At 38.2% G+C, this 20,685-nt stretch carries 15 protein-coding genes and 1 other RNA gene; 12 read left to right on the top strand and 4 right to left on the bottom strand.

Going from position 1 to position 20,685, the window contains the following annotated elements; translation table 11 throughout:
- Positions 1 to 8: 8 nt before the first annotated feature.
- On the bottom strand, positions 9 to 467 hold the full coding sequence (mraZ, locus tag PTUN_RS02410; protein ID WP_009838095.1) for a division/cell wall cluster transcriptional repressor MraZ: 459 nt from the start codon (positions 465 to 467) through the stop codon (positions 9 to 11).
- A 431-nt stretch (positions 468 to 898) separates the two neighbouring features.
- Here mraZ and PTUN_RS02405 point away from each other — a divergent pair, with 431 nt between their 5' ends.
- From PTUN_RS02405 to PTUN_RS02395, 3 genes are all read left to right on the top strand, one after another.
- Positions 899 to 2,521, top strand: coding sequence for a S41 family peptidase (locus PTUN_RS02405; protein ID WP_009838094.1), 1,623 nt, complete (start codon positions 899 to 901; stop codon positions 2,519 to 2,521).
- Positions 2,518 to 2,907: a hypothetical protein gene (locus PTUN_RS02400; RefSeq protein ID WP_009838093.1), complete on the top strand. Its 390-nt coding sequence runs from the start codon at positions 2,518 to 2,520 to the stop codon at positions 2,905 to 2,907. Before PTUN_RS02405 ends, PTUN_RS02400 begins: the two co-directional genes overlap by 4 nt.
- A gap of 184 nt (positions 2,908 to 3,091) precedes the next feature.
- A complete protein-coding gene (locus tag PTUN_RS02395; protein WP_009838092.1) occupies positions 3,092 to 3,700 on the top strand; it encodes a LysE family translocator in 609 nt (202 codons plus the stop codon).
- A 127-nt stretch (positions 3,701 to 3,827) separates the two neighbouring features.
- Here PTUN_RS02395 and PTUN_RS02390 read toward each other — a convergent pair whose 3' ends face one another.
- Complete coding sequence (locus PTUN_RS02390) at positions 3,828 to 6,911, bottom strand: ATP-binding protein (protein WP_009838091.1); 3,084 nt, start codon at positions 6,909 to 6,911, stop codon at positions 3,828 to 3,830.
- 380 nt (positions 6,912 to 7,291) lie between these two features.
- Here PTUN_RS02390 and PTUN_RS02385 point away from each other — a divergent pair, with 380 nt between their 5' ends.
- On the top strand, positions 7,292 to 11,743 hold the full coding sequence (locus PTUN_RS02385) for a response regulator (protein ID WP_009838090.1): 4,452 nt from the start codon (positions 7,292 to 7,294) through the stop codon (positions 11,741 to 11,743).
- The gene (locus PTUN_RS02380; protein WP_009838089.1) at positions 11,743 to 12,714 is read left to right on the top strand and encodes a diguanylate cyclase; all 972 of its coding nucleotides are present in this window, start codon (positions 11,743 to 11,745) and stop codon (positions 12,712 to 12,714) included. Before PTUN_RS02385 ends, PTUN_RS02380 begins: the two co-directional genes overlap by 1 nt.
- Before the next feature lie 220 nt (positions 12,715 to 12,934).
- Here PTUN_RS02380 and rnpB read toward each other — a convergent pair.
- Both rnpB and rsmI read right to left on the bottom strand, forming a co-directional pair.
- Positions 12,935 to 13,324, bottom strand: an RNA gene (gene rnpB / locus PTUN_RS02375) — RNase P RNA component class A.
- Positions 13,325 to 13,383: 59 nt separating this feature from the next.
- The gene (gene rsmI, locus PTUN_RS02370; RefSeq protein ID WP_009838088.1) at positions 13,384 to 14,247 is read right to left on the bottom strand and encodes a 16S rRNA (cytidine(1402)-2'-O)-methyltransferase; all 864 of its coding nucleotides are present in this window, start codon (positions 14,245 to 14,247) and stop codon (positions 13,384 to 13,386) included.
- Between the two features lie 60 nt (positions 14,248 to 14,307).
- On the opposite strand from rsmI, the gene PTUN_RS02365 reads away from it, so the two are divergent.
- The 7 genes from PTUN_RS02365 to PTUN_RS02335 all read left to right on the top strand — a co-directional run bounded on the left by PTUN_RS02365 (position 14,308) and on the right by PTUN_RS02335 (position 20,656).
- Positions 14,308 to 16,203: a penicillin-binding protein activator gene (locus PTUN_RS02365; RefSeq protein ID WP_040643798.1), complete on the top strand. Its 1,896-nt coding sequence runs from the start codon at positions 14,308 to 14,310 to the stop codon at positions 16,201 to 16,203.
- A gap of 73 nt (positions 16,204 to 16,276) precedes the next feature.
- Positions 16,277 to 16,648: a YraN family protein gene (locus PTUN_RS02360; protein ID WP_009838086.1), complete on the top strand. Its 372-nt coding sequence runs from the start codon at positions 16,277 to 16,279 to the stop codon at positions 16,646 to 16,648.
- 11 nt (positions 16,649 to 16,659) lie between these two features.
- The gene (locus PTUN_RS02355; RefSeq protein ID WP_009838085.1) at positions 16,660 to 17,247 is read left to right on the top strand and encodes an SIS domain-containing protein; all 588 of its coding nucleotides are present in this window, start codon (positions 16,660 to 16,662) and stop codon (positions 17,245 to 17,247) included.
- Positions 17,247 to 17,810, top strand: a complete 564-nt coding sequence (dolP, locus tag PTUN_RS02350; protein ID WP_009838084.1) for a division/outer membrane stress-associated lipid-binding lipoprotein — start codon at positions 17,247 to 17,249, stop codon at positions 17,808 to 17,810. Before PTUN_RS02355 ends, dolP begins: the two co-directional genes overlap by 1 nt.
- 150 nt (positions 17,811 to 17,960) lie before the next feature.
- Positions 17,961 to 18,926 (top strand): TRAP transporter substrate-binding protein, encoded by a 966-nt coding sequence (locus PTUN_RS02345; protein WP_009838083.1) that lies wholly within the window; start codon positions 17,961 to 17,963, stop codon positions 18,924 to 18,926.
- The gene (locus PTUN_RS02340; protein ID WP_009838082.1) at positions 18,919 to 19,380 is read left to right on the top strand and encodes a TRAP transporter small permease; all 462 of its coding nucleotides are present in this window, start codon (positions 18,919 to 18,921) and stop codon (positions 19,378 to 19,380) included. The genes PTUN_RS02345 and PTUN_RS02340 overlap by 8 nt, the downstream gene beginning before the upstream one ends.
- Positions 19,373 to 20,656, top strand: coding sequence for a TRAP transporter large permease (locus tag PTUN_RS02335; RefSeq protein ID WP_009838081.1), 1,284 nt, complete (start codon positions 19,373 to 19,375; stop codon positions 20,654 to 20,656). The genes PTUN_RS02340 and PTUN_RS02335 overlap by 8 nt, the downstream gene beginning before the upstream one ends.
- Positions 20,657 to 20,685: the final 29 nt, after the last annotated feature.

The following is a 20,685-nucleotide window of genomic DNA, read 5'->3' as shown; positions in this document are numbered from 1 at the left end:
TTCAAATATCAAAAAGAGAAGTCTTGCAGGCGCTCTGTTAATTCAAAATCGCCCTGCTGCTCTTGGGCAATATCTGCCTGCATTTGTTGTTGCCAGCTATCTTCATCCCAAATTTCAAATTTGTTCAATTGACCCACTAACATCAGTTTTTTATTTAAGCCTGCGTGTGCCCGTAGCGGTGCCGAAAGTAAAATGCGGCCATTCTTGTCAACCTGACAATCCATCGCATTCCCTAATAACACTCGCTGCACTCGGCGTTCGTGTGGATTCATATTTGAAAGTTTTAATAATTTACTTTCAATAAGTTGCCACTCGCTTAATGGGTAAAGTAATAAACAAGCCTGCTGTAAATCGACCGTGCAAACCATTTGCCCTTCACAATCTGCTTGCAACAAAGTGCGGTACTTGGTCGGAATGGCCAAGCGCCCTTTATCGTCAAGACTGATTGAAAACGCACCACGGAACATAAACTGGCCTATTTGTTGTTATTCGATCCTAAAAGATCCACTTTTACCCACATCTTACCACGAAAGTACAGTTTAGGGCTTGACAAGCCAATTTGTCAAGCAATCAAAAAGTGAAAATCGCCCTGCTAAGCCAGAAAAAATAAGGCTTCTAGCGAAGCTTATGAATTAAGTGGAAAAAAGTGGAGTGATACTAAAAAAGAAGGCTTTTGACGTTTTTTTATTCGAAGGACTGGATTTATCGCACCTAGTTTTTAACTTTAAAGTGCTTTACTTTAAATAAATGTAAATGAAAGTGAATATACGCTTTTAGATCTTGGGCTTAGCGTGATTACGCTACGACTTATTTAATACAAAATGCCATCAACTGTTAATTGCTCGATTTAAGCCAATTTGCTATGTTTTCAAAATAACAACAAAACTTAGGGGTTATTATGTTAATAAACAATAAAACAGCCGCCACTCTTTTACTTTCGACTACAGCATTGGTATTAGTAGGCTGTGGTGGAGGTGGCAATAACGGTACAAATAATACTCAACCTCCCGCAAGCAATTCGATTGCTTGGACTCCTGGAAGCTTTCAAGCAGCAACTAACTTTGCCCACTTTTGTCAAAACCCACGCACAGGAAACGATCCGTATAATCAAAACCAGCCTTACCCAGATAAATCTGGCAGTCAGCAACATGAGAAAATGTGGTTACGCAGCTGGAGCAACGATACGTATTTATGGTACCGCGAATTACCCGATAATGATCCGGCTAATTTCACTGTCGCCCAATATTTTGATCAACTAAAAACGAAAGCAACAACCGCATCAGGTGCTAAAAAAGATCAATTTCATTTTGCCAGAGATACTGCTGACTATAAAAAAGAAACCCAATCAGGTGTCGTTTCTGGTTATGGTATTGAATGGTCAGTAACTAACACATCACCACCTCGTGACTTTAAAGTAGCTTATGTTGAGCCTAATTCACCTGCAGCAATTGGCGGTATTGAACGAGGTTATAAGTTAACACAGGTTGATGGGGTTGATTTTATTTATGATAGTACTTCAAGTGGTGTTGATAAACTCAACAAAGCGTTGTTTGCTAGTGCTGCGGGTGAAACTCATCAACTGACATTTACTAACCGCACAGGGCAAAGCGAGCAATTCAGTTTAGTTGCCGCAGATGTAGACTCAAGCCCTGTACAAAATGCCAAAGTCATTGAAACTGCCAAAGGCAAAGTCGGATACGTGCAATTTAATTCACATATCGCCAAAGCGCAAAATGGGTTGATTGATGCAGTTAATTTATTTGCGGATGCAAACGTATCAGAGCTTGTAGTCGATTTGCGCTATAACGGCGGCGGATTACTCGCAATGGCATCACAATTAGCTTTTATGGTGGCAGGTGATAATACAACCCAAAACAGAGTCTTTGAAAAAACACTTTTTAATGATAAATACCCAACCATTAATCCAATTTCGGGTAAGGCACTGCAAGCAACTCCTTTTTATGACTTTAAAATTGATTATGTAGCCGGTAAAGCAACTAATACTGATTTACCTACTTTAGCGCTTTCGCGGGTATTTGTGCTCACAACGGCTAATACCTGCTCAGCCAGTGAAGCCTTTATTAATGGGTTGCGTGGCATTGATGTAGAAGTCATTCAAATAGGAGGGCAAACCTGTGGTAAACCCTATGGTTTTTATCCAACCGATAACTGTTCAACGACGTATTTTACTATTCAATTTTCAGGCATAAACGATAAAGGTTTTGGCGATTATGCCGATGGTTTTAAACCAAAAACCAGCCCTGCATTTGAAGATGAAATTAAAGGCTGCGCGATTAACGATGACTTTAGCAAATTACTGGGCGATCCTACTGAAGGCTTGCTAAATGGCGCGCTAACTTACATAGAGACTGGTAGTTGCCCTGTTAATAATGCTCAATTTCAAGCAGCACCAAAACCTGCCGCACCACTTGATGTGCAAAATGTATTTGATATTCGTTACCAGTCATTTTTACTCGAAAACAAAATTAATACACCAGTAATGAAGCAGGAAAATAAATGATGACAATCACACATAAATCGCGGTGGTTTTTAGCCTTAAGTGTAATGCTATTTGCTGTCGGGTGTCAGCAAACGCAAGCACAAATGGTCCCAGCGGTGGTGACTAATGTCAGCCCAGCAAACAAAGCACAAATACAACAAGCAATTAAGAATCTATTGAATCGTGAGATTAAAATTGCTGACAATGCATTTAGCCAAACCAGCGATATCTTAGTAGAACCTTCGATGTTAAAAGATGAAAGAGGTTTACCTATCATGGGTCGAGAGTTTGGTAATGTACTTAAACTATCGCTTGTTACTGATGGCAAAACATGCTTTTTACAATCAAGCGAAACAGGTGAAAAAACCATTGAAATAAAGGCGATTTATTGTAGTTCAACGTACTAATTAACAATTAAATCTCTAGTAGCCCTACTGAAGGGCTACTGGCTTTTATCTTAAAAGCCTCTTTTCGAACTACGAAAATACGCTATAGTACGCTCGACTAAATTCAATCTGGCAAGGCTTACTCTTAGCAAGCCCGCAGCCAATCACTTTTTAAAATCATTTAAATTATGTTTAGAGGCTCAATATGGAATTAACCGCATGGCTATCACTTGTATCTATTTGCATTTTGGGTGCTATTACACCAGGTCCTAGTTTGGCGGTGATCTTAAAACATACCATTAATGGTGGTAGAGCCAATGGTCTTTGCGCGAGCATTACTCATGGTCTTGCAATCGCTGTTTATGCCTTGTTAACGGTACTTGGTATGGCAATTATTATTACAAATACGCCATGGTTATTTAATCTAATAAAATATGCAGGCGCTGCCTTTTTGTTATTTCTGGCATTTAAAGCTTTAACAGCACAAGCTCAGAATACGACTCAAGAACAAAGACTGATACCTGTAACACTTTGGCAAAGTGGCCGTGAAGGATTTTTAATTGCATTTTTAAACCCAAAAATAGCATTGTTCTTCTTGGCTTTATTTAGTCAATTTATAGATCTTAATGCTGGCTGGCAGCAAAAACTGATTATGGTAGGAACAGTTAGTGCGATTGATACCTTTTGGTATTGTTTAATTGCAGTAGTACTATCTCGATCGGGTTTGTTAACTTCACTGAGACAAAATAGTCACATCATTGATAAAATAACTGGCATCGCGTTACTCGCCGTTACGGTAAGGGTCCTCATCTAAACTAATAGTTAAACATAAGGTTAGGGCTAATTATTTATTCCCTAACCTAATAGCAAATTAATAATTCACTGAACGTTGTGGCCCAAATATTTGGCTCAATTTAAGCCGTAAATAAACATATTTTTACCTAGTCATATGCTTTTGATTTCTCTAACCAAGCCAACACCTTGTTTATGAAAGCGCCTGGGTCTATCGGTTTGGCAATAAAGTCGTCCATACCTGCCTGAATACATGCATCTTTGTCGCCTGACATTGCACCGGCGGTCATTGCGATAATAATCACATCTTGGTAGTGCTTGCCTACAAATCCTCGGCGTATTAATTTAGTGGCTTCAAACCCATCAAGAATAGGCATTTGACAATCCATTAAAATAAGATCAAATTTTCGGTGCTCAGTATCTTGTAATAAATCCAATGCGATTTGACCATTTTCTGCCACAACTAGCTCCAGTGGCATTTGTTCAAGTAATGCAGATGAAACTACTCGATTAATCTCATTATCATCAACAATCAGTACACGGTATTGTCGGCTAAGCAATGGAAAATCATCTCTTCGCTCTACATTATTGGGGTGAACTCGAGTTTCAGTGAGCTTATTGTAAGTGTATAAAAGTTGCTCTGGTAAGATTGGTTTACTAATGTAGCCGCAGTGTGTGTCGTTTATTGTGGAGCTATTTTTTGCAATTGCACGCTCCATAATTATCAACTTTGTTTTTTCACTAATTAAATTGCTTTGAAGCCAACTACATAAAGTTTTATCTGCCAGCTCTTCATCAATCAAGATTAAATCAGCCAAAGTACCATTAAGATTCTCTTTTAAATCTTCATGATTATCAAAAAGATGAACTTCAGCTTGCCACAACTGAAATTGTCGCAGCAAAATCTCAGCTGATTTTACTTTATCACTTACGATATATATTTTTCGTCCCAAAAATAGGGGAACTCTAAACTTCGGCTCTTCAATTTTGATGCGCTCAGTGCAAACAGTAAATGTAAAAGTACTTCCTTGCTCTACCACACTGTGTATCGTAATTTCGCCCCCTAATAATTGCACTAATTGTTGAGAAATAGATAACCCCAATCCTGTGCCACCAAAATTCTTAGCTATGTTGGCGTGCGCCTGAGTAAATGGTCTAAATAATTTTGCTTGTTGTTCTGGGGTAAGACCAATACCGGTATCAGTAATTACAACTTCTAACCAAATTTGCTCTTGTGCTGCTGCATAGGTTTTTGCGCTAACCACGATTTGTCCTTGGGCAGTAAACTTAATCGCGTTGCCAATTAGATTAACTAATACTTGCTTAATGCGATAAGCATCGCTGATTAGTTCTTCATGCTGAATTTGCGTCCAATCGAAAAGTAACTCGAGCCCTTTTTCATCACAGCGCAAAGCCATGGAATTAATTACAGAGCTCATGGTTTCTATCAAGTTGAACTGAACTAATTCAATATCTAGCTTGCCAGATTCAATTTTTGATAAGTCGAGTAAATCATTAATAAGTACTGTTAATGTGGATACACTCGATTTAGCCATTTTCAGGTAATTAAGCTGTTTATCAGATAAATCTTCGCGCTGCAGGAGCTCCATCATCCCTGCAATTCCATTTAGTGGAGTTCTAATTTCATGACTGATATTGGCAACAAATGCGCTTTTAGACTGATTTGCTGCAATGGCTAATTCTGTTGCGTGTTTCAATTCTTGAGTTCGTTCAGCCACCTGTAACTCTAAAGATTGATTCATACTTTGAATTTTAATTTCATTCATTCGTGAGGCTGTGATGTCACGAATAAGAGCTGCAACCGAAGGGGCGATGACGGTGCTTTGCGAAATCACTGGCGATAAACTAATGCTAAGGATTCTTTTTTCTCCCGCATTGCTAATGCCTTCAACCTCAAACACCTGTGGTTTTTTTTGTTCAATCACACTTGTCAAAACATCAGTATCTAGCGCATTTGTTTCATGACTAAAAACAATGTTACTGATTTTTCGAACTTGCGCTTGGTTTTCTCTCAGATCAAAAAAATAAGCCGCTGAGTCGTTCCAACTTAGAATTGTACCACTTTTATCTACATTTATAATTGCATCAGAAGAGCCAGCAACAATTGCTTCATAACGCGATTGCTTGTCGTACAAGGATAAAAATTTATTTAAGTATTTTTGATAGACAAAAATTAGAATATTGAAAATAAGAAATATCACCACCATCAAAGCGATAACAGCACTACGTTGATGATGCCAAATAACCTCAACTTGCTGACTTGAAAGTGCACCCACTAAGTTTAGATAGCGATTTCCACGGGTGGATAACAACGCTTTACTGCCTACCATCCAATAATCTTGTTGCAAAAATTTCAACGCTAAAATTTGATCATATTGCGGAATGGCGCTATTGCCTGAAATTTGCTGCCAAGTTGCATCCGGTTTGTCTAAATCAAAACCAAAATTAAGCGAAGGTTTAGCTGCTGAAATAAAAAAACCTTCAGTATTTAAAATGTATAACTCAAATGCTGAATACTGAAACTGTTGCTGTAAGTTACTTAATAACTGTGTTGCATCAACATTAATAATAACGAAGCCAAAGAACTTATAATTCTCATCAAAAATAGGTTTTGCAACTCGATAAGTCGGCCAAATAGGATTTTCAATTACACCATATTCACGATTTAGAGAAATATCTGAAAGATAACTCTCATTGGGATGTAACTTTTCAATCTCTTGGTAATAATCTGTTTGTCCTTTTTGCTGTAATAATTCCTCTGGTGTAATAACGACCTGACCATTACGACGTTCTACGCGAACCAATTCTTTCCCCCCGTTGTTGTGCGTAATATAACGGATTTGCCGAATCTCCGGGTTCGTCTCGATAAATGCAGCGAAGATTATTTGTAATCGCTTATTCCATTGCTGCAACGTAGTATCATCATAAGGGTCTACACCATCATGAAGAAAAGCACGACCAATTCCTGAAACTGGTGGCGTTGAATGTAAGAATTGTACTTTATTGCGGCTTGTAGCGAAGCTTTCTTCTAAGGTTAATAATGTTTTGTCTGTAAGTTGCTTTAATGATTTTCGATGCTGCTCGGCAATGCTTTCTTTTGCGTAAGAACTATAAATAAAGTAAATACTTAGACATAAAAACAAGGTTACAGCCACACCTATAAAGGGTAACCAGCGATTATTTCGAAAAACCAATGTGTTTCTCAAATCCATTACTATCTAAATTCCTTAATAAGCCAACTCATCGTTGAGTTTTAAACAGCGAAAAACACTTACGATCCAATCTTTGATAAAAATAGAACAAGAAAACAAGTCTTAATTTATGGTGATATCTAAAGTAAAGCTGCATTTTTTATAATGTAATTTCACACTAAATCATCGAGGTATAACTAAAATACGACTATTTTTAGCAGCTTAACTAACGATTTATTATTCATCCGATTTAATGCCATTTTTACTGACTCTGAATCAATATTTTTATATTTTTCAAATGAAAAGATTAGCTTATAAATAAAATAATAATAGCTTTATAGCAAAAGTTACTATGCTTTAAGTTGTTAAATAGCTCCTGATTGATTCAAAAGGATTTAGCAATGTTTGGAGTAAATTTTAAAATAGCATTATCTAAAACGAGTAAATGGTTTTTACTTTTTTGTTCTATTACTTTAATCATAGGCATATTGAGTGCAAATTATTACTGTCAGAAAATAAAAAATGAAAACAAACTAGATCTAGAACAAAAAATAGCGCTCGAATTAAACAAAATAAGCATTAATGTACAAGATGCTATTCATCGCTATGAGTATGGCTTACAAGCACTTCGGGCGGCTGTTCAAACGGTAGGTTTTAGTGATTTTAAATATCAAAACCACTTAACCTACTTTAAAAGTCGTGATTATCACAAAGAGTTTCCTGGTGCTCGGGGGTTTGGTGTCATAAAAAAAATATCAAAAAAACAGCTACCTGAATTTTTAGCTCAAGCCAATGCCGAACGTAGCAAGCCGTTTGAGCTAAAGCAGCTCGATTCACCACAAGACCTCCTATTTATCATTCAATACATAGAACCCGAGGAGTTTAATTTACAAGCTATTGGACTTGATATTGGCTCTGAAAGTAACCGTCGGTTCGCCGCAATAACCTCAGCAGCATCAGGATTTGCCCAGCTAACAGGCCCCATTACCTTGATGCAAGCCGATGAGCAAAAACTCCATGGATTTTTATTATTGCTACCGATATTTTCCAATAATGATCAGCACACTTTACTCGGCTGGGTATTTAGCCCTTTGCTTATAAATGAAATTTTAGATGTTGTTGCTGATAACAACGTTCATTTTAAAATTGAAATCGCCGATAGTTATCTTAATGAAAGTACATTGTTTTATGCCGGGGATATAGATACAACAACGAAGAGTGCATTCAAAATCAGTAAAACAAACTCGATTTACGGTCGCCAATGGAATATTAGCATCACGCCTACCAATGATTTTATTCATTCCCTCAACTATCGAGATCCGACTCAAGTTTATTTTCAAATTATTGCTTTGACCTTTATAGCTTTAGTTTTTGTGTTTTTTCTTACCCAACTCATCGCTAGACGAATTGAAATTATTAAACAAAAACTAAGTTATGAAACTGTCGTGAAAAACGCTTCCGAATCCATTATTGGCGTAGATGCCTATTTTGCGATTTTGCACTGGAATGCTTCAGCCGATCATTTATTCCAATTCACACAAAAAAATGCTCAACACAAACCTTTAATCAATTGGTTAAGTTTATTTATCAATCACGATAAGTTAATAGCTATTTACAAACAAGTGGCACGGGGGGAGCAGATCACCAACATGGCTTTTAGCCATATGGGTATCGAAAGCACATCAGATAAATTTTTACTTCTAAACTTTATTCCTATGGTACGGGCGGGTACATTTATTGGTGCAACAATTAGTATTTCAGATATTACAGCAATAAAAACGCTCCAGACACAACTGGAAAATCACAATAAACAACTTGAAAGCAAAGTAACAGAGCAAACCCAGCTACTTGAACAAAAATCAAATTTCCAAAAAAGCGTATTAAATAGTAGTCAAAATGCCATTATTGCGACCGATAAAGAAGGAGTAATCACTTTATTTACTCAAAGTGCTGCACTGCTACTTGGCTTTGAAGAAGCACAAGTGATTGCGAAAAAAAATATAATGTCATTAATTTCAAGCGATAAAAGTACGTTAAAACAAGATACATTCAAGCTTTGGGTGGATAAAACAACAGACTCAACATGCCCCTCATTATGTTTCTTTCAGACAAAAGATGGACTCGATATTCCTGTTAGTATAACCATATCTGATATATTAGATGAACACTCTGAGCTTTCAGGATACCTTATTGTTGCAGATAACCTGACCGAGAAAAAATCACTAGAACATCATATTTCACTCGTCAACGCTGCGCTTGATAACTCTCAAGATATGCTGCTTTGGCTCGATGAGTCAGGTCATCTTTTACATTCGAATCCTTATGCTTGCGTACTCCTTGAATACACTCAAAATAACTTCAATCAGCAAAATATTCATACTCTTTTAAAATTTGAACAAGGTGAAAATTGGGCTCACCTGAAACAGAAAATCATTAAAACTCAACGTTTAAGCTGCGAAAGAAATTTTTTAAAAGCGACCGGCACCACAATTCCTATGCTTATTTCAGCCAGTGTTTTAACGATTGATAAAAAGACTATTATTTATTTTGCAGCAAAAAATATTACTGAACGTTTAAAAGAAGAAGCAGAATTGAAACTAGCACTTCATCAAGCCGATGCAGCAAGTAAAATAAAAACCGATTTTATCGCCAATATGAGTCATGAACTTCGCACGCCACTAAACGCGATTAATGGTTTACTACAAATATTAGAACTCAGTAAATTAACCCAAGAACAATTGAGCACTTTAGACTCAGCTAAAGCCGAGGTGATAGGTTTAAATCAAACAATTAACGATATTATGGATTTAACCTCAGTTGAACGTGGTGAGTTAATTTTAGAGGAGCAAGATTTCAATTTAGACGAGTTACTCAATACAATTGGCACACAACTCAATACCCTTGCTGATGATAAGCCAATTGAAATACACTTTTCACTAACCGAAGACCTCCCTTTAGCGATGCACGGTGATGCGAATAAGCTAAAGCAAATACTGTGGAATATCGCCAGTAATGCCGTAAAATTCAGCTTAAAAGGTGAGGTCGTACTAAGTTTTTCTGTGACTATTAGCAATCGAAATAGTTTTTGGCTTAATATTGCTATCTCAGATACTGGTATCGGCGTAAACCAAGACAAATTAGAGCAAATTTTTGATTTATTTACTCAAGTTGATAATTCAAATACCCGACAATATGGCGGTTTAGGCATAGGTTTAACCATAGCTTCTCAGTTAGTGAAGTTGATGGGAGGGTCAATTAAGGTTTGCAGTCAATTAGATGCGGGATCGACATTTAGTTGCTCCGTTTTAATGCAACCAGCAAAATCCTACGTACCTACTAAGCTGACTAATCCACATCTATTAAATATTCTTATTGTTGATGACAATCCCACATCACTCAATATATTGGCCAATACCGTTCATTTGTTAGGCTGCAATGCCACATTGGCACAAAGCCCAGAAAAAGGATTAGCGCTATTTAAAGCGGCTCTCGCCAAAAAACCGATATTTGATTTAGTACTATTAGATTGGAAAATGCCTGATATTGATGGCTGGCAACTCGCAGAACAAATTAGGCAATGCACCACAGATGAATATCTCCCGTTACTGATTATGGTTTCAGCTCATGGAAGACAACTACTTGCACAAAAAAACAATCAGTCTAATCAATTATTAAATGGGTTTCTATCTAAGCCAGTAACTAGAGTCATGTTACTTGATGCCATATCTGATGCAATTGCCGCCGCACAGCATACAAGTTTAAAGACAAAACTTATCTCACATCAACAGCCATTATTGAATAAACGAATTTTGCTGGTTGAAGACAATCCAACAAATCAACTCATTGCAAAAACGTTATTAGATAGTCAAGGCGCAAATACTGTTATTGCTAATGGTGGGCGCCAAGCCTTAACGGAATTAGATAATAGCTTGTTACCTTTTGACTTAATTTTAATGGATATTCAAATGCCTGATATTGATGGCTATGAGACAACTCAGCTCATTAGGGCTAATACCAAATATGGTAATTTGCCTATTTTAGCTATTACTGCAAATGTGATGGAAAATGATAAAAAGAAATGCTTAGCTTCTGGAATGAATGGCCATATTGCCAAACCTTTTCAGCTTGAAGAGCTCATCCAACATATCGTAGCTGCAACCTTACCCCCCTCAGAAGTTGAACCTCTTGCAGCAGCCAAAACGATTGACCATAATATCGATGAATCTGTGATGCTATTTTGTCAAAAAAATGCCATCAACATTAAACAAAGCCTCTATTTATTTAACTTTTCAATCCCACTCTATATTAAAACAATCTCATTATTTCTAGATGACTTAACTCATTATAAAACAGTTTTAAATCAACCAACTGAGCAGTTATCCCACAAGGAAATAAAACTTATTTTTCATACTTTAAAAAGTACTGCAGAGTCACTAGGCTTTACTGATTTAGGCGCCTTTGCTAAAGAGATAGAAAATCAGCTAAACGGTGAGGACGAGCCCGATCAGCTGCTAGTATCACAGCAATTACATACTTTTAAATCGCTCAATGAACAAGCACTCCAAGCTATTCCCACACTTTTGCAGCTTCTTGATCCTAATAGCATTAAACAAGCTATAGTTAACCATGTAACTGAGCAAAAAATAAACCCTCACGCTTTTGCTTTACTGGTTGAAGAGGTTAGAACATTTAATATGAGAGCAATTGATAGTTTTCAAAAAATCTCAACTCCATTACGTGCCGTTTCGAATGAATTGTGCGATGAATTAGCTACTAACTTAAATAAGTTAAAATTTAAAGAGGCTAAGATAATATTAGAGCAGTTAAGGATATTAATTAAAGGACTACATTAATGCCTATTTTCCAACTCAATGACAATGCTGATATCGATCTGAGCCGTTCTAAAGTTCTTGTTGTTGATGATCAACCAATTCATATTCAGCAAATTTACGATATTTTATCTGGCCAATACACCGTACTTGCAGCCACAAGCGGCGAAGAAGCTTTAGAAGTATGCGAATTAAACACCCCTGATTTAATTTTACTTGATGTTGAAATGCCCAATATGAGTGGTATTGAAACATGTAAGCTATTAAAAAGTAATATGATAACTTCCGAAATACCGGTAATTTTCGTCACTACATTTACAAAACAAGAAGATGAAAATGAATGCTGGCAGTGCGGTGGAATTGACCTAATCGCCAAGCCAATTAATCCAATGACAGTTAAAAATCGAGTCAAAGCTCATTTAACCATTAAATTACAACGCGATATGCTTTTACAGCTCGTTTATGTTGACGGTTTAACTTCTATATATAATCGAAGGTATTTTGATAACCATTTAATAAAGATAGAAAATAATGCAATTAGAGAACACATAGATAATGCGCTAATTCTTATCGATATAGATCATTTTAAACGTTTTAACGATTGCTATGGTCATGTTCAGGGCGATCACATACTAAAAGAAGTCGCTAAAACAATAAAAAATACCCTAAAACGTCCAATTGACTTTGTGGCCCGATATGGCGGTGAGGAATTTGTAGTCTTATTGCCAAATACCGATTTACATGGCGCGCTCAAGGTTGCAGCTCAAATCAATCAGGCGATCTATGACCTATCTATTGAACACTGTGGATCAGAACATAAATTTATCACTATCAGCTTAGGTGTTTCGACCAGCACAGTTAGCAAACAACAACAACGCTCTTTAGTTGAAGATGCCGATTACCACTTGTATCAAGCCAAGAAACAAGGAAGAAATACGATAGCCTCTCGCATTGATACCGCGCAGGTAATTAAACAAATTTACCCTCATGCTTGAAGTAACATGAACATCATTCGCAATATTTTAAAATCACTAGCGTAATTAAAACATGACTAGTCTAAAAAATATGCTTGTTTTATTTAAGTAAAATAATAGTTAAAAATGATGCTGGAAGATCCAAATCAGCAAGATAATTTTGAGTATAATAACGGGGAATAAAAACGGAAATTCAGATAACCGCTTGTTTAATATGCGATTAAACAAGCGGTTTCTAAAATTGGTGAGTCGGCCAATAAGCCGGGTTCTGTGCTTTCCGAAGAAAGTGATAATCATTCGTCTAGGCCTAAAATCGCTCTTAGGCTCAAGCAACCTACCCGGTTCTCACGTGGGCCACGCGTTCATTATTTAAAATGATAGAACCCTATTTGGTCTTGCTCCGGGTGGAGTTTACCGTGCCACGGACTGTTACCAGCCGCGCGGTGCGCTCTTACCGCACCCTTTCACCCTTACCTGATCCTTACAAGAAGGCCATCGGCGGTTTGCTCTCTGTTGCACTTGTCGTAGGCTCGCGCCCCCCAGTCGTTAACTGGCACCCTGCCCTGTGGAGCCCGGACTTTCCTCCCCCTGATCATTTTCGTCACAGGCAGCGATTATCTCGGCCAACTCGGGCGGCATTATACGCAAATAAGCATTAACTTACAGCTTTATTTGTTGCCTTGAAGGCGTTTACTCTTCGTCTTTATCGGCAAGCACTGCTTTATAAAGTGCATTCTTTTTAATGCCAAAATAGTCAGCTACGATCCCACAGGCTTTTTTCATCGGCATTTCAGCTTCAAGCAAGCTTAACATTCGGCGTGCATCTGCAGGAATTTCTTCAGGTTGTTTTTCTTTACCTGGCAGCATCAGTACAATTTCACCACGCTGACGAGTTGGATCTTCGGTAAGAAACTCTCTAAGTTCAACGACAGTACCACTAAAAAATGTTTCGAAGGTTTTTGTTAACTCTTTAGCGAGCACCACTTGCTGCTGCGCGCCTAATACATGTTCAATATCGTCAAGGCTTGCCATAATACGATGGGTACTTTCGTAAATAATACTCGTCATACCGCTTTCATAAGCAGATAAGAAAAAGTCTTGTCTGGCTTTACTTTTAGCAGGGCTAAAACCTAAAAATTGAAAGCGATCGGTTGGCAGTCCTGAGCAACTAACAGCTGCAATCGCGGCACATGCGCCCGGAACAGGAGTTACTTTTGCACCTTGCTCACGGCATAAACTCACCACTGAATAACCAGGATCACTAATTAAAGGTGTGCCTGCATCCGAGACCAATGCGACATCCAACCCTTCATTTAACCAATTTACGATTTGTTGCGCTTTTTGCTTTTCATTATGGTCGTGCAAAGCAAAGGTTTTAGCCTTGATCGATAAATGGCTTAGCAACTTTCCAGTATGGCGAGTATCTTCGGCTGCAATTAAATCAACACTTGAAAGCGTTGCAATAGCGCGCTGACTAATATCATCTAAATTACCTATCGGGGTTGCTACCACATACAAGGTACCAATTTTGTTCGATTTATCCCCATTTAACATTGAGGTCTCCTACATCAGTCAGTAATATACACATATCGCGTTACTAGTTGAGAAAATTCTGTGCGACTTAAACATTCTAGCTTCATTTTGTTATTTTCCTTGTTATCGGCATGTAGTACAACCGACAAAACAGCAATTGCCCCACAAACGGTAGAAAAACCAACAAATAAAGTCGCAAATAAACAATTTGATGCTCAAGCTCTTTACGAAAGCACCCGATTAAAACGTGGCGTAGATAAAATTCAGCTTTTATATGCCGCCAGAGATAAAGCAATTGATGAACAAAAATGGTCATTGCTTGAAATCATTAGCAACGAACTGATTAAAAGCCAAGGTGTTGACCGCACCCAAAACACCCTTTATTTAGCATTAGCGCAATTTAAACAGCGTCAATATGCAAGTGCGCTGAGTTTACTTGATGAGCAACAAGATAAAATGACAAGTCCGGTGCATTTTTATTGGCATCAATATATATCTGGGCAAATTTATGCAGCTCAGGCATTAACATTACAAGCATTGCCATTTTTGTTTCGCGCCTCTGAAACCGCAGAAAAACATCAGCTCCCAGCGCAAGATCTCAACCGCTTGGTGTGGCAACAAATCACACAGTTACCAGCATTCACGTTACAGTCTTTGCAACAAGGCTCCAACATTCAACAAGGCTGGGTTAACTTAGCCTTATATAGCCAACTTTATGTTGGCAATCCAATTGCTTTGCACAGTGCAATGAATAATTGGCAACGACGCTATCCTCATCATCCAGCTAGTTTTGCCTTACCTGAAAAAATGCAAAACTTATTAGAAATAGAACCCTTTGCAGTGAAAAAGTTAGCTGTACTATTACCACTCAAAGATGAAAAAAATCGTCGTAATAGCGAAGCGATAAGTAACGGAATATTGGCCGCCACAACGTTTAATCAAGGCAACGAAGTTCACTTTATTGACTCAGAACAAAATAGTGACGATTTAAAATTACAGTTATCACAACTACAGCCTGATTTTATTGTTGGACCTTTACTTCGTGAGAACATTAGCCGTTTGGAAAATGACGGTGTCTTAACAGACTATCCTGTTATTTTTCTAAATAGTTCAGAGCAGCCACAAGCTGCATTCGAACACTTTTATTTTGCGCTTTCTCCTGAACATGAAATCAATCAAGCAATTGAACACTTTTTAACTGAACCGTATAAAAAGCCGTTAATTTTAGCGCCGCAAAATCGCTCTGGTACACGCTTAATTGAATATTTTCAAAATCAATGGCAGCAATATTCCGAAGTAAAGCCTGAAGTCGCCTTGTACAGCAGTACAAAAGATTTACAGCAACAGGTGCGTCAATTACTCGAGGTAGATAAAAGCCAGCAAAGGATCAGTACCATCAACTTAATGTTTAAAGAAAAATTACATAGCGAGCCCCGATCTCGCCGCGATTTTGATGTGATTTATATCATTGCTGATGCAGTCAAAACCCGATTACTTAAACCCTATTTTGATGTCAGTATTAGTACATTCGCCGAACAAGTACCTATCTATGCGATGTCACGCAGCCACAGTCCACAAGTAGATAAATCTGACAAGCGCGACTTACAAGGCCTTTATTTTACCGATATGCCTTGGATGATTCCCAATACTCATACCGCAGCAGAATTACGCAGTCAGTTCGATTCTCTATGGCAAGATAATAATGATTTACAACAACAACTTTTTGCAATGGGATATGATGCCGTCAAGCTTATTCCTGAACTACGTCAACTTAACGCACTCCCAGGAAAAGGCGTGCAAGGCTTAACTGGGCGACTTTCGGTCAATGATGCAGGAGCAATTGAGCGCCAACTGCAGTGGGCGCAATATCAAAAAGACTCCATTATCACCGTTGAACGTGTGCAACAAAAACCAACACCGCTTTTTATGTTGGAACCACTTTTAAATTCGGTGCAGAACGACATCGAAGCACCATAAACATCCAGATATCACCATAACAGTTCGTTTTTGCGACTATGCTTTAGTAAAAAAGGCCAAGCAGGTTGCAAGGATGAACTGGTTTAGTACTGTATTTCAAAATAGCCGAGACAAAGGGCAATATTACGAACAGCTAGCGCAAAAATACCTCATTTCACAAGGCCTTACCCCAGTAACGTGTAATTTTTGGTGTAAACTAGGCGAAATTGATCTAATCATGCAAGATAAAAAAACGTGGGTATTTATTGAAGTGAAATATCGTAAAAGTCAACGTTATGGTGGTGCCAATGTCGCCTTTACAACACAGAAGCAACAAAGGTTACGACGAGCCATTGAGCACTACATCCAATTAAATCAATTGCAAAATTCGCCGTTAAGAGTCGACTTTATAGCAATAAATGGGCAAAATCCCTATCAATTTAATTGGTTCAAAAATGTCCTGTGAGTTAAACCAAGATGCAAGAGATAGTTAAAGAAATTTATACCGAAAGTATTCAAGCACAAATTGCTGCTGGAGAAGTACTGCCGGGCGCACTTGAAACTGCGGCATTTACTGTGGCGCAAAGCCTAATTAATGGTAACAAGCTATTATGTTGTGGCGCTTCAAGCTGCCAAATGCTCGCCGATCATATGGCCAATCTTTTGGTTAATTTTTATGAAACCGAGCGACCATGTTTACCCGCAATTGCCCTCAACCCAGTTTTAACCCACTTAAGTAGCTATGCTGAGCAAAACGATAGCGATGCATTTGCTCGCCAAGTGCGCGCATTTGCCCAACAAGGTGATTTATTGATGGTGTTTTCTATCAATGGTAACGAAAAAATCGTTATTTCTGCCATTGAAGCGGCACTAACTAAAGATATGAGAGTCATAGCCTTAGTGGGGGATGATGGCGGCGAGCTTTCGGGGTTGTTAGGTCCTAATGATGTTGAAATTCGTGTTCCCTCTAAGCGTCCAAGTCGCATCGTCGAATCCCATTTATTTAATATTCACTGCCTGAGTGAATTAATTGATATGACGCTATTTCCACAGGATGAACATTAATGATAAAAAAAGTTGCTCTACTCGTTAGTATCTTAGCCTTACAAGGCTGTGCTGCTGCAATTGTTGCTGGCACCGCAGGCGCAGTATCTGCTGCAACCGACCGCCGTACTATTGGCAGCCAAATTGATGACAATAATATTGAAATTAAAGCCACACTCGAAATAAAAGCACAAGATGAACTGGCTAAATTTGCCAACATTAGCGTGGTAAGTCTGAACGGAGTGGTATTACTCTTAGGCCAAACGCCAACCGAAGAAATGCGCGCCACAGCCGAACGGGTGATCAAAAACGTGATTGGGATCACAAAAATCCATAATCAGATCCGCATCGGTAATATTACAGGGATCACCACGCGCACTCATGATTCTTGGTTAACCTCAAAAGTAAAAACTCGCCTTTTAACTGAGGATACCATTAGTGCAAATGATATTAAGGTTGTGACCGAAAATGGTGAAGTCTTTTTAATGGGTTTAGTATCTCAGCAAGAAGCGAATTTGGCGGTTGATTTGGCCCGAAATGTTTCAGGTGTTGTTAAAGTAATAAAAGTATTCGAATACCTGTAATTATTTAGTAAAGCAGCGTTAAGTTATGACTTAACGCTGCTTTACTTTTGTTCTTCTGATTTAAACTCCTCTTAGTATTTTAATTTTCTTTGTCTTAAAGAGCTGTGTTACTGTTAACGACACGTTAATTGTTATTTTTCTTGCTGAACAATGAAAAAGTATCTGTTTATTCTCTTTTTTTTAAGCCCGCTGTGTAACGCTTTAGATTTGGTCACAGCTTACAGTGATAATATTTACCATACACAAAATCTCAGAGCGATGGCGAAAGCCTTAAAAAGCGATGATGTTGAGATCACCCTCCACCCTGCTGCAAGCCTTTATAAAGCAAACGAGATTTACCGGGCAGTAAGAACAGGCCAAGTAGCGATGGGCGAAATTTTTATTGGCTTACTCGCAAATCAAGATCCGCTTTATCAACTCGATAACTTGCCATTTTTAGTTGAAAACTTCGAACAAGCTCAACAACTTTGGCAACTTTCTCGCCCTTTACTTGCACAAAAGTTAATTGAAGATGGTCTTATTTTACTCTTTGCAGCGCCTTGGCCGCCACAGGGGCTGTTTAGCCAGAAAACAATCAACTCCATAGAAGACCTAAAAAATAGCAAGATGAGGGCTTACAGTGCTATTACCGCCGATTTAGCCAGCCTTTTAGGGGCGAATCCTGTTTCAATTCAAGCAGCCGAGATTGCGCAAGCCTTTAGTACAGGGATGATTGATAACATGTTCACTTCCCCTTCAACAGGAGTGAGCAGCCGAGCGTGGGACTTTGCACAGCACTATACTGATACTCAAGCTTGGATCCCAAAAAACATGTTAGTGATCAATAAAGCTATTTTTAACGATTTAAGCCCTGCAGCAAAACAGAGTATTTTACTTCAAGCCAAAGAGTTTGAGCGCAAAGCGTGGTTATTGGCAGAACAAGAAACAGCGATTAAAACAGCAATACTGGTTAAGAACGGTATGGTAGTGAGCAAGCCAACACCACGTTTAGAAACACAATTAAATCAAATTGGCCATTCAATGCTTGATGATTGGCTTGAGATAAGCCCTCAAAGCAGCCATGACATGATCAAACACTTTCTTCATAAAAAAACAGCGATGCAATCACATGACTAAACTTTCGCGCTTATTTATTTTCTTGGCTTCAGCCTGTATCGCACTGATTTTTATCTTAGTATTGCTGCAAATTACCTTACGTTTATTCAACATTCAATTACCATCAATTGAAGATTTTAGCGGCTACTTACTCATCACAAGTTGCTTTTTAGGCCTAGCTTATACTTTCGAACAACATGGACATATCAGGGTTAGCCTATTTTTAAATCTGCCATATAAAAAAGCCACACAGTTGCTTGATAGTTTTGCCCATCTACTTGGAGCGGTGCTCAGCATGTTTATGGTTTATGCGTGTGCTCGCTTAGTGATTGACTCTTACTTACATCATGAACTCACAACAGGCCAAATAGCCCTTTCTCAGTGGCCTTTACAACTTCCTATGGTGCTTGGTTCTGCCATGTTATGTATTTCAATCATTAAACAGCTACCTAAAATTTGGAGCCAACATGGATAGTTTATTACTTGCTGCATTGCTGGCTGTTGCATTATTAAGTCTTTTGGCAATGGGGGTTTGGGTTGGTTTTAGCCTAATCGCTATTGCCTTATTAGCTTTATTCGTTAATAACAATTATGCGATTGATTTAGTTTTTGCCACCACGTCTTGGGGGCATTTAACCAGCTGGTCTTTAACGGCGCTCCCCCTTTTTATTTGGATGGGAGAATTACTTTTTAGAGCGAACATTGGCCAAGACTTATTTGATGGTTTAGCCCCTTGGTTAAAACGTTTTCCAGGACGCTTACTGCATATCAATGTACTCGGATCTGGTATTTTTGCGGCAGTGTCAGGCTCATCTGCTGCCACAGCAGCAACCATTGGCCGCATGACCTTACCAGAATTAAGTAAACGAGGTTATAGTGACAATTTAAGTATTGGCTCATTAGCAGGCTCTGCCACGCTTGGGTTGCTCATCCCACCTTCTATTATTTTAATTGTCTATGGTATTGCCAGTGAAGTATCAATTGCACAACTCTTTTTAGCCGGAATTATTCCAGGCTTAATTTTAATCAGCCTATTTATGCTTTATATCGCCTTACACAGTTTAGTTTATCCAAGCGCTCAATTAGCAGAAACTACGTTACTCAAAAAACGTGCAACCCTAACTAAGCTCATTCCGATAACATTATTAATGCTGTTAGTAATAGGCTCGATTTATAGCGGCATTGCAACGCCAAGTGAATCCGCCGCTTTAGGGGTATTGGGTGCACTGATTATTTGTTATCGGAAAAATAGTTTATCGGTTGATCTAATCATACAAAGTTTAATTACTACGGTAAAAACCAGCACTATGATTTTATTTATTTTGCTGGGGGCTAGTTTTTTAACTATGGCAATGGGCTTTTTACAAATTCCTGCCGACTTAGCGCATTGGGTGGCGAGTAAAGAGTTATCCGCTACTCAACTACTGATTTATCTCACTTTAGTTTTTATCGTGCTAGGTTTATTTTTAGATGGGATTTCTATCGTCATTTTAACCAGCTCAATTTTATTACCTTTGGTAAAACAAGCAGGATTCGACCCAATTTGGTTTGGTATCTATTTAGTGATAGTGGTTGAAATGTCACAAATTACACCACCAGTAGGTTTTAATTTGTTTGTAATTAAAGGATTAATACAAGATAAGAGCTTATGGCTAATCGCTAAAGCGGCGTTTCCTTTCTTTTTAATTTTGATATCTAGTTTAGTATTGTTTTACCTTTACCCGCAGCTGGTACTAGGCCTAACCTTTTAAACAAAAAACCTGCATATAGCAGGTTTTTC

The organism is Pseudoalteromonas tunicata (assembly GCF_002310815.1).
Classification (GTDB): domain Bacteria; phylum Pseudomonadota; class Gammaproteobacteria; order Enterobacterales; family Alteromonadaceae; genus Pseudoalteromonas; species Pseudoalteromonas tunicata.
Note: the sequence above shows the minus strand (reverse complement) of the source record. Positions and strands in the feature narration are given on the sequence as shown.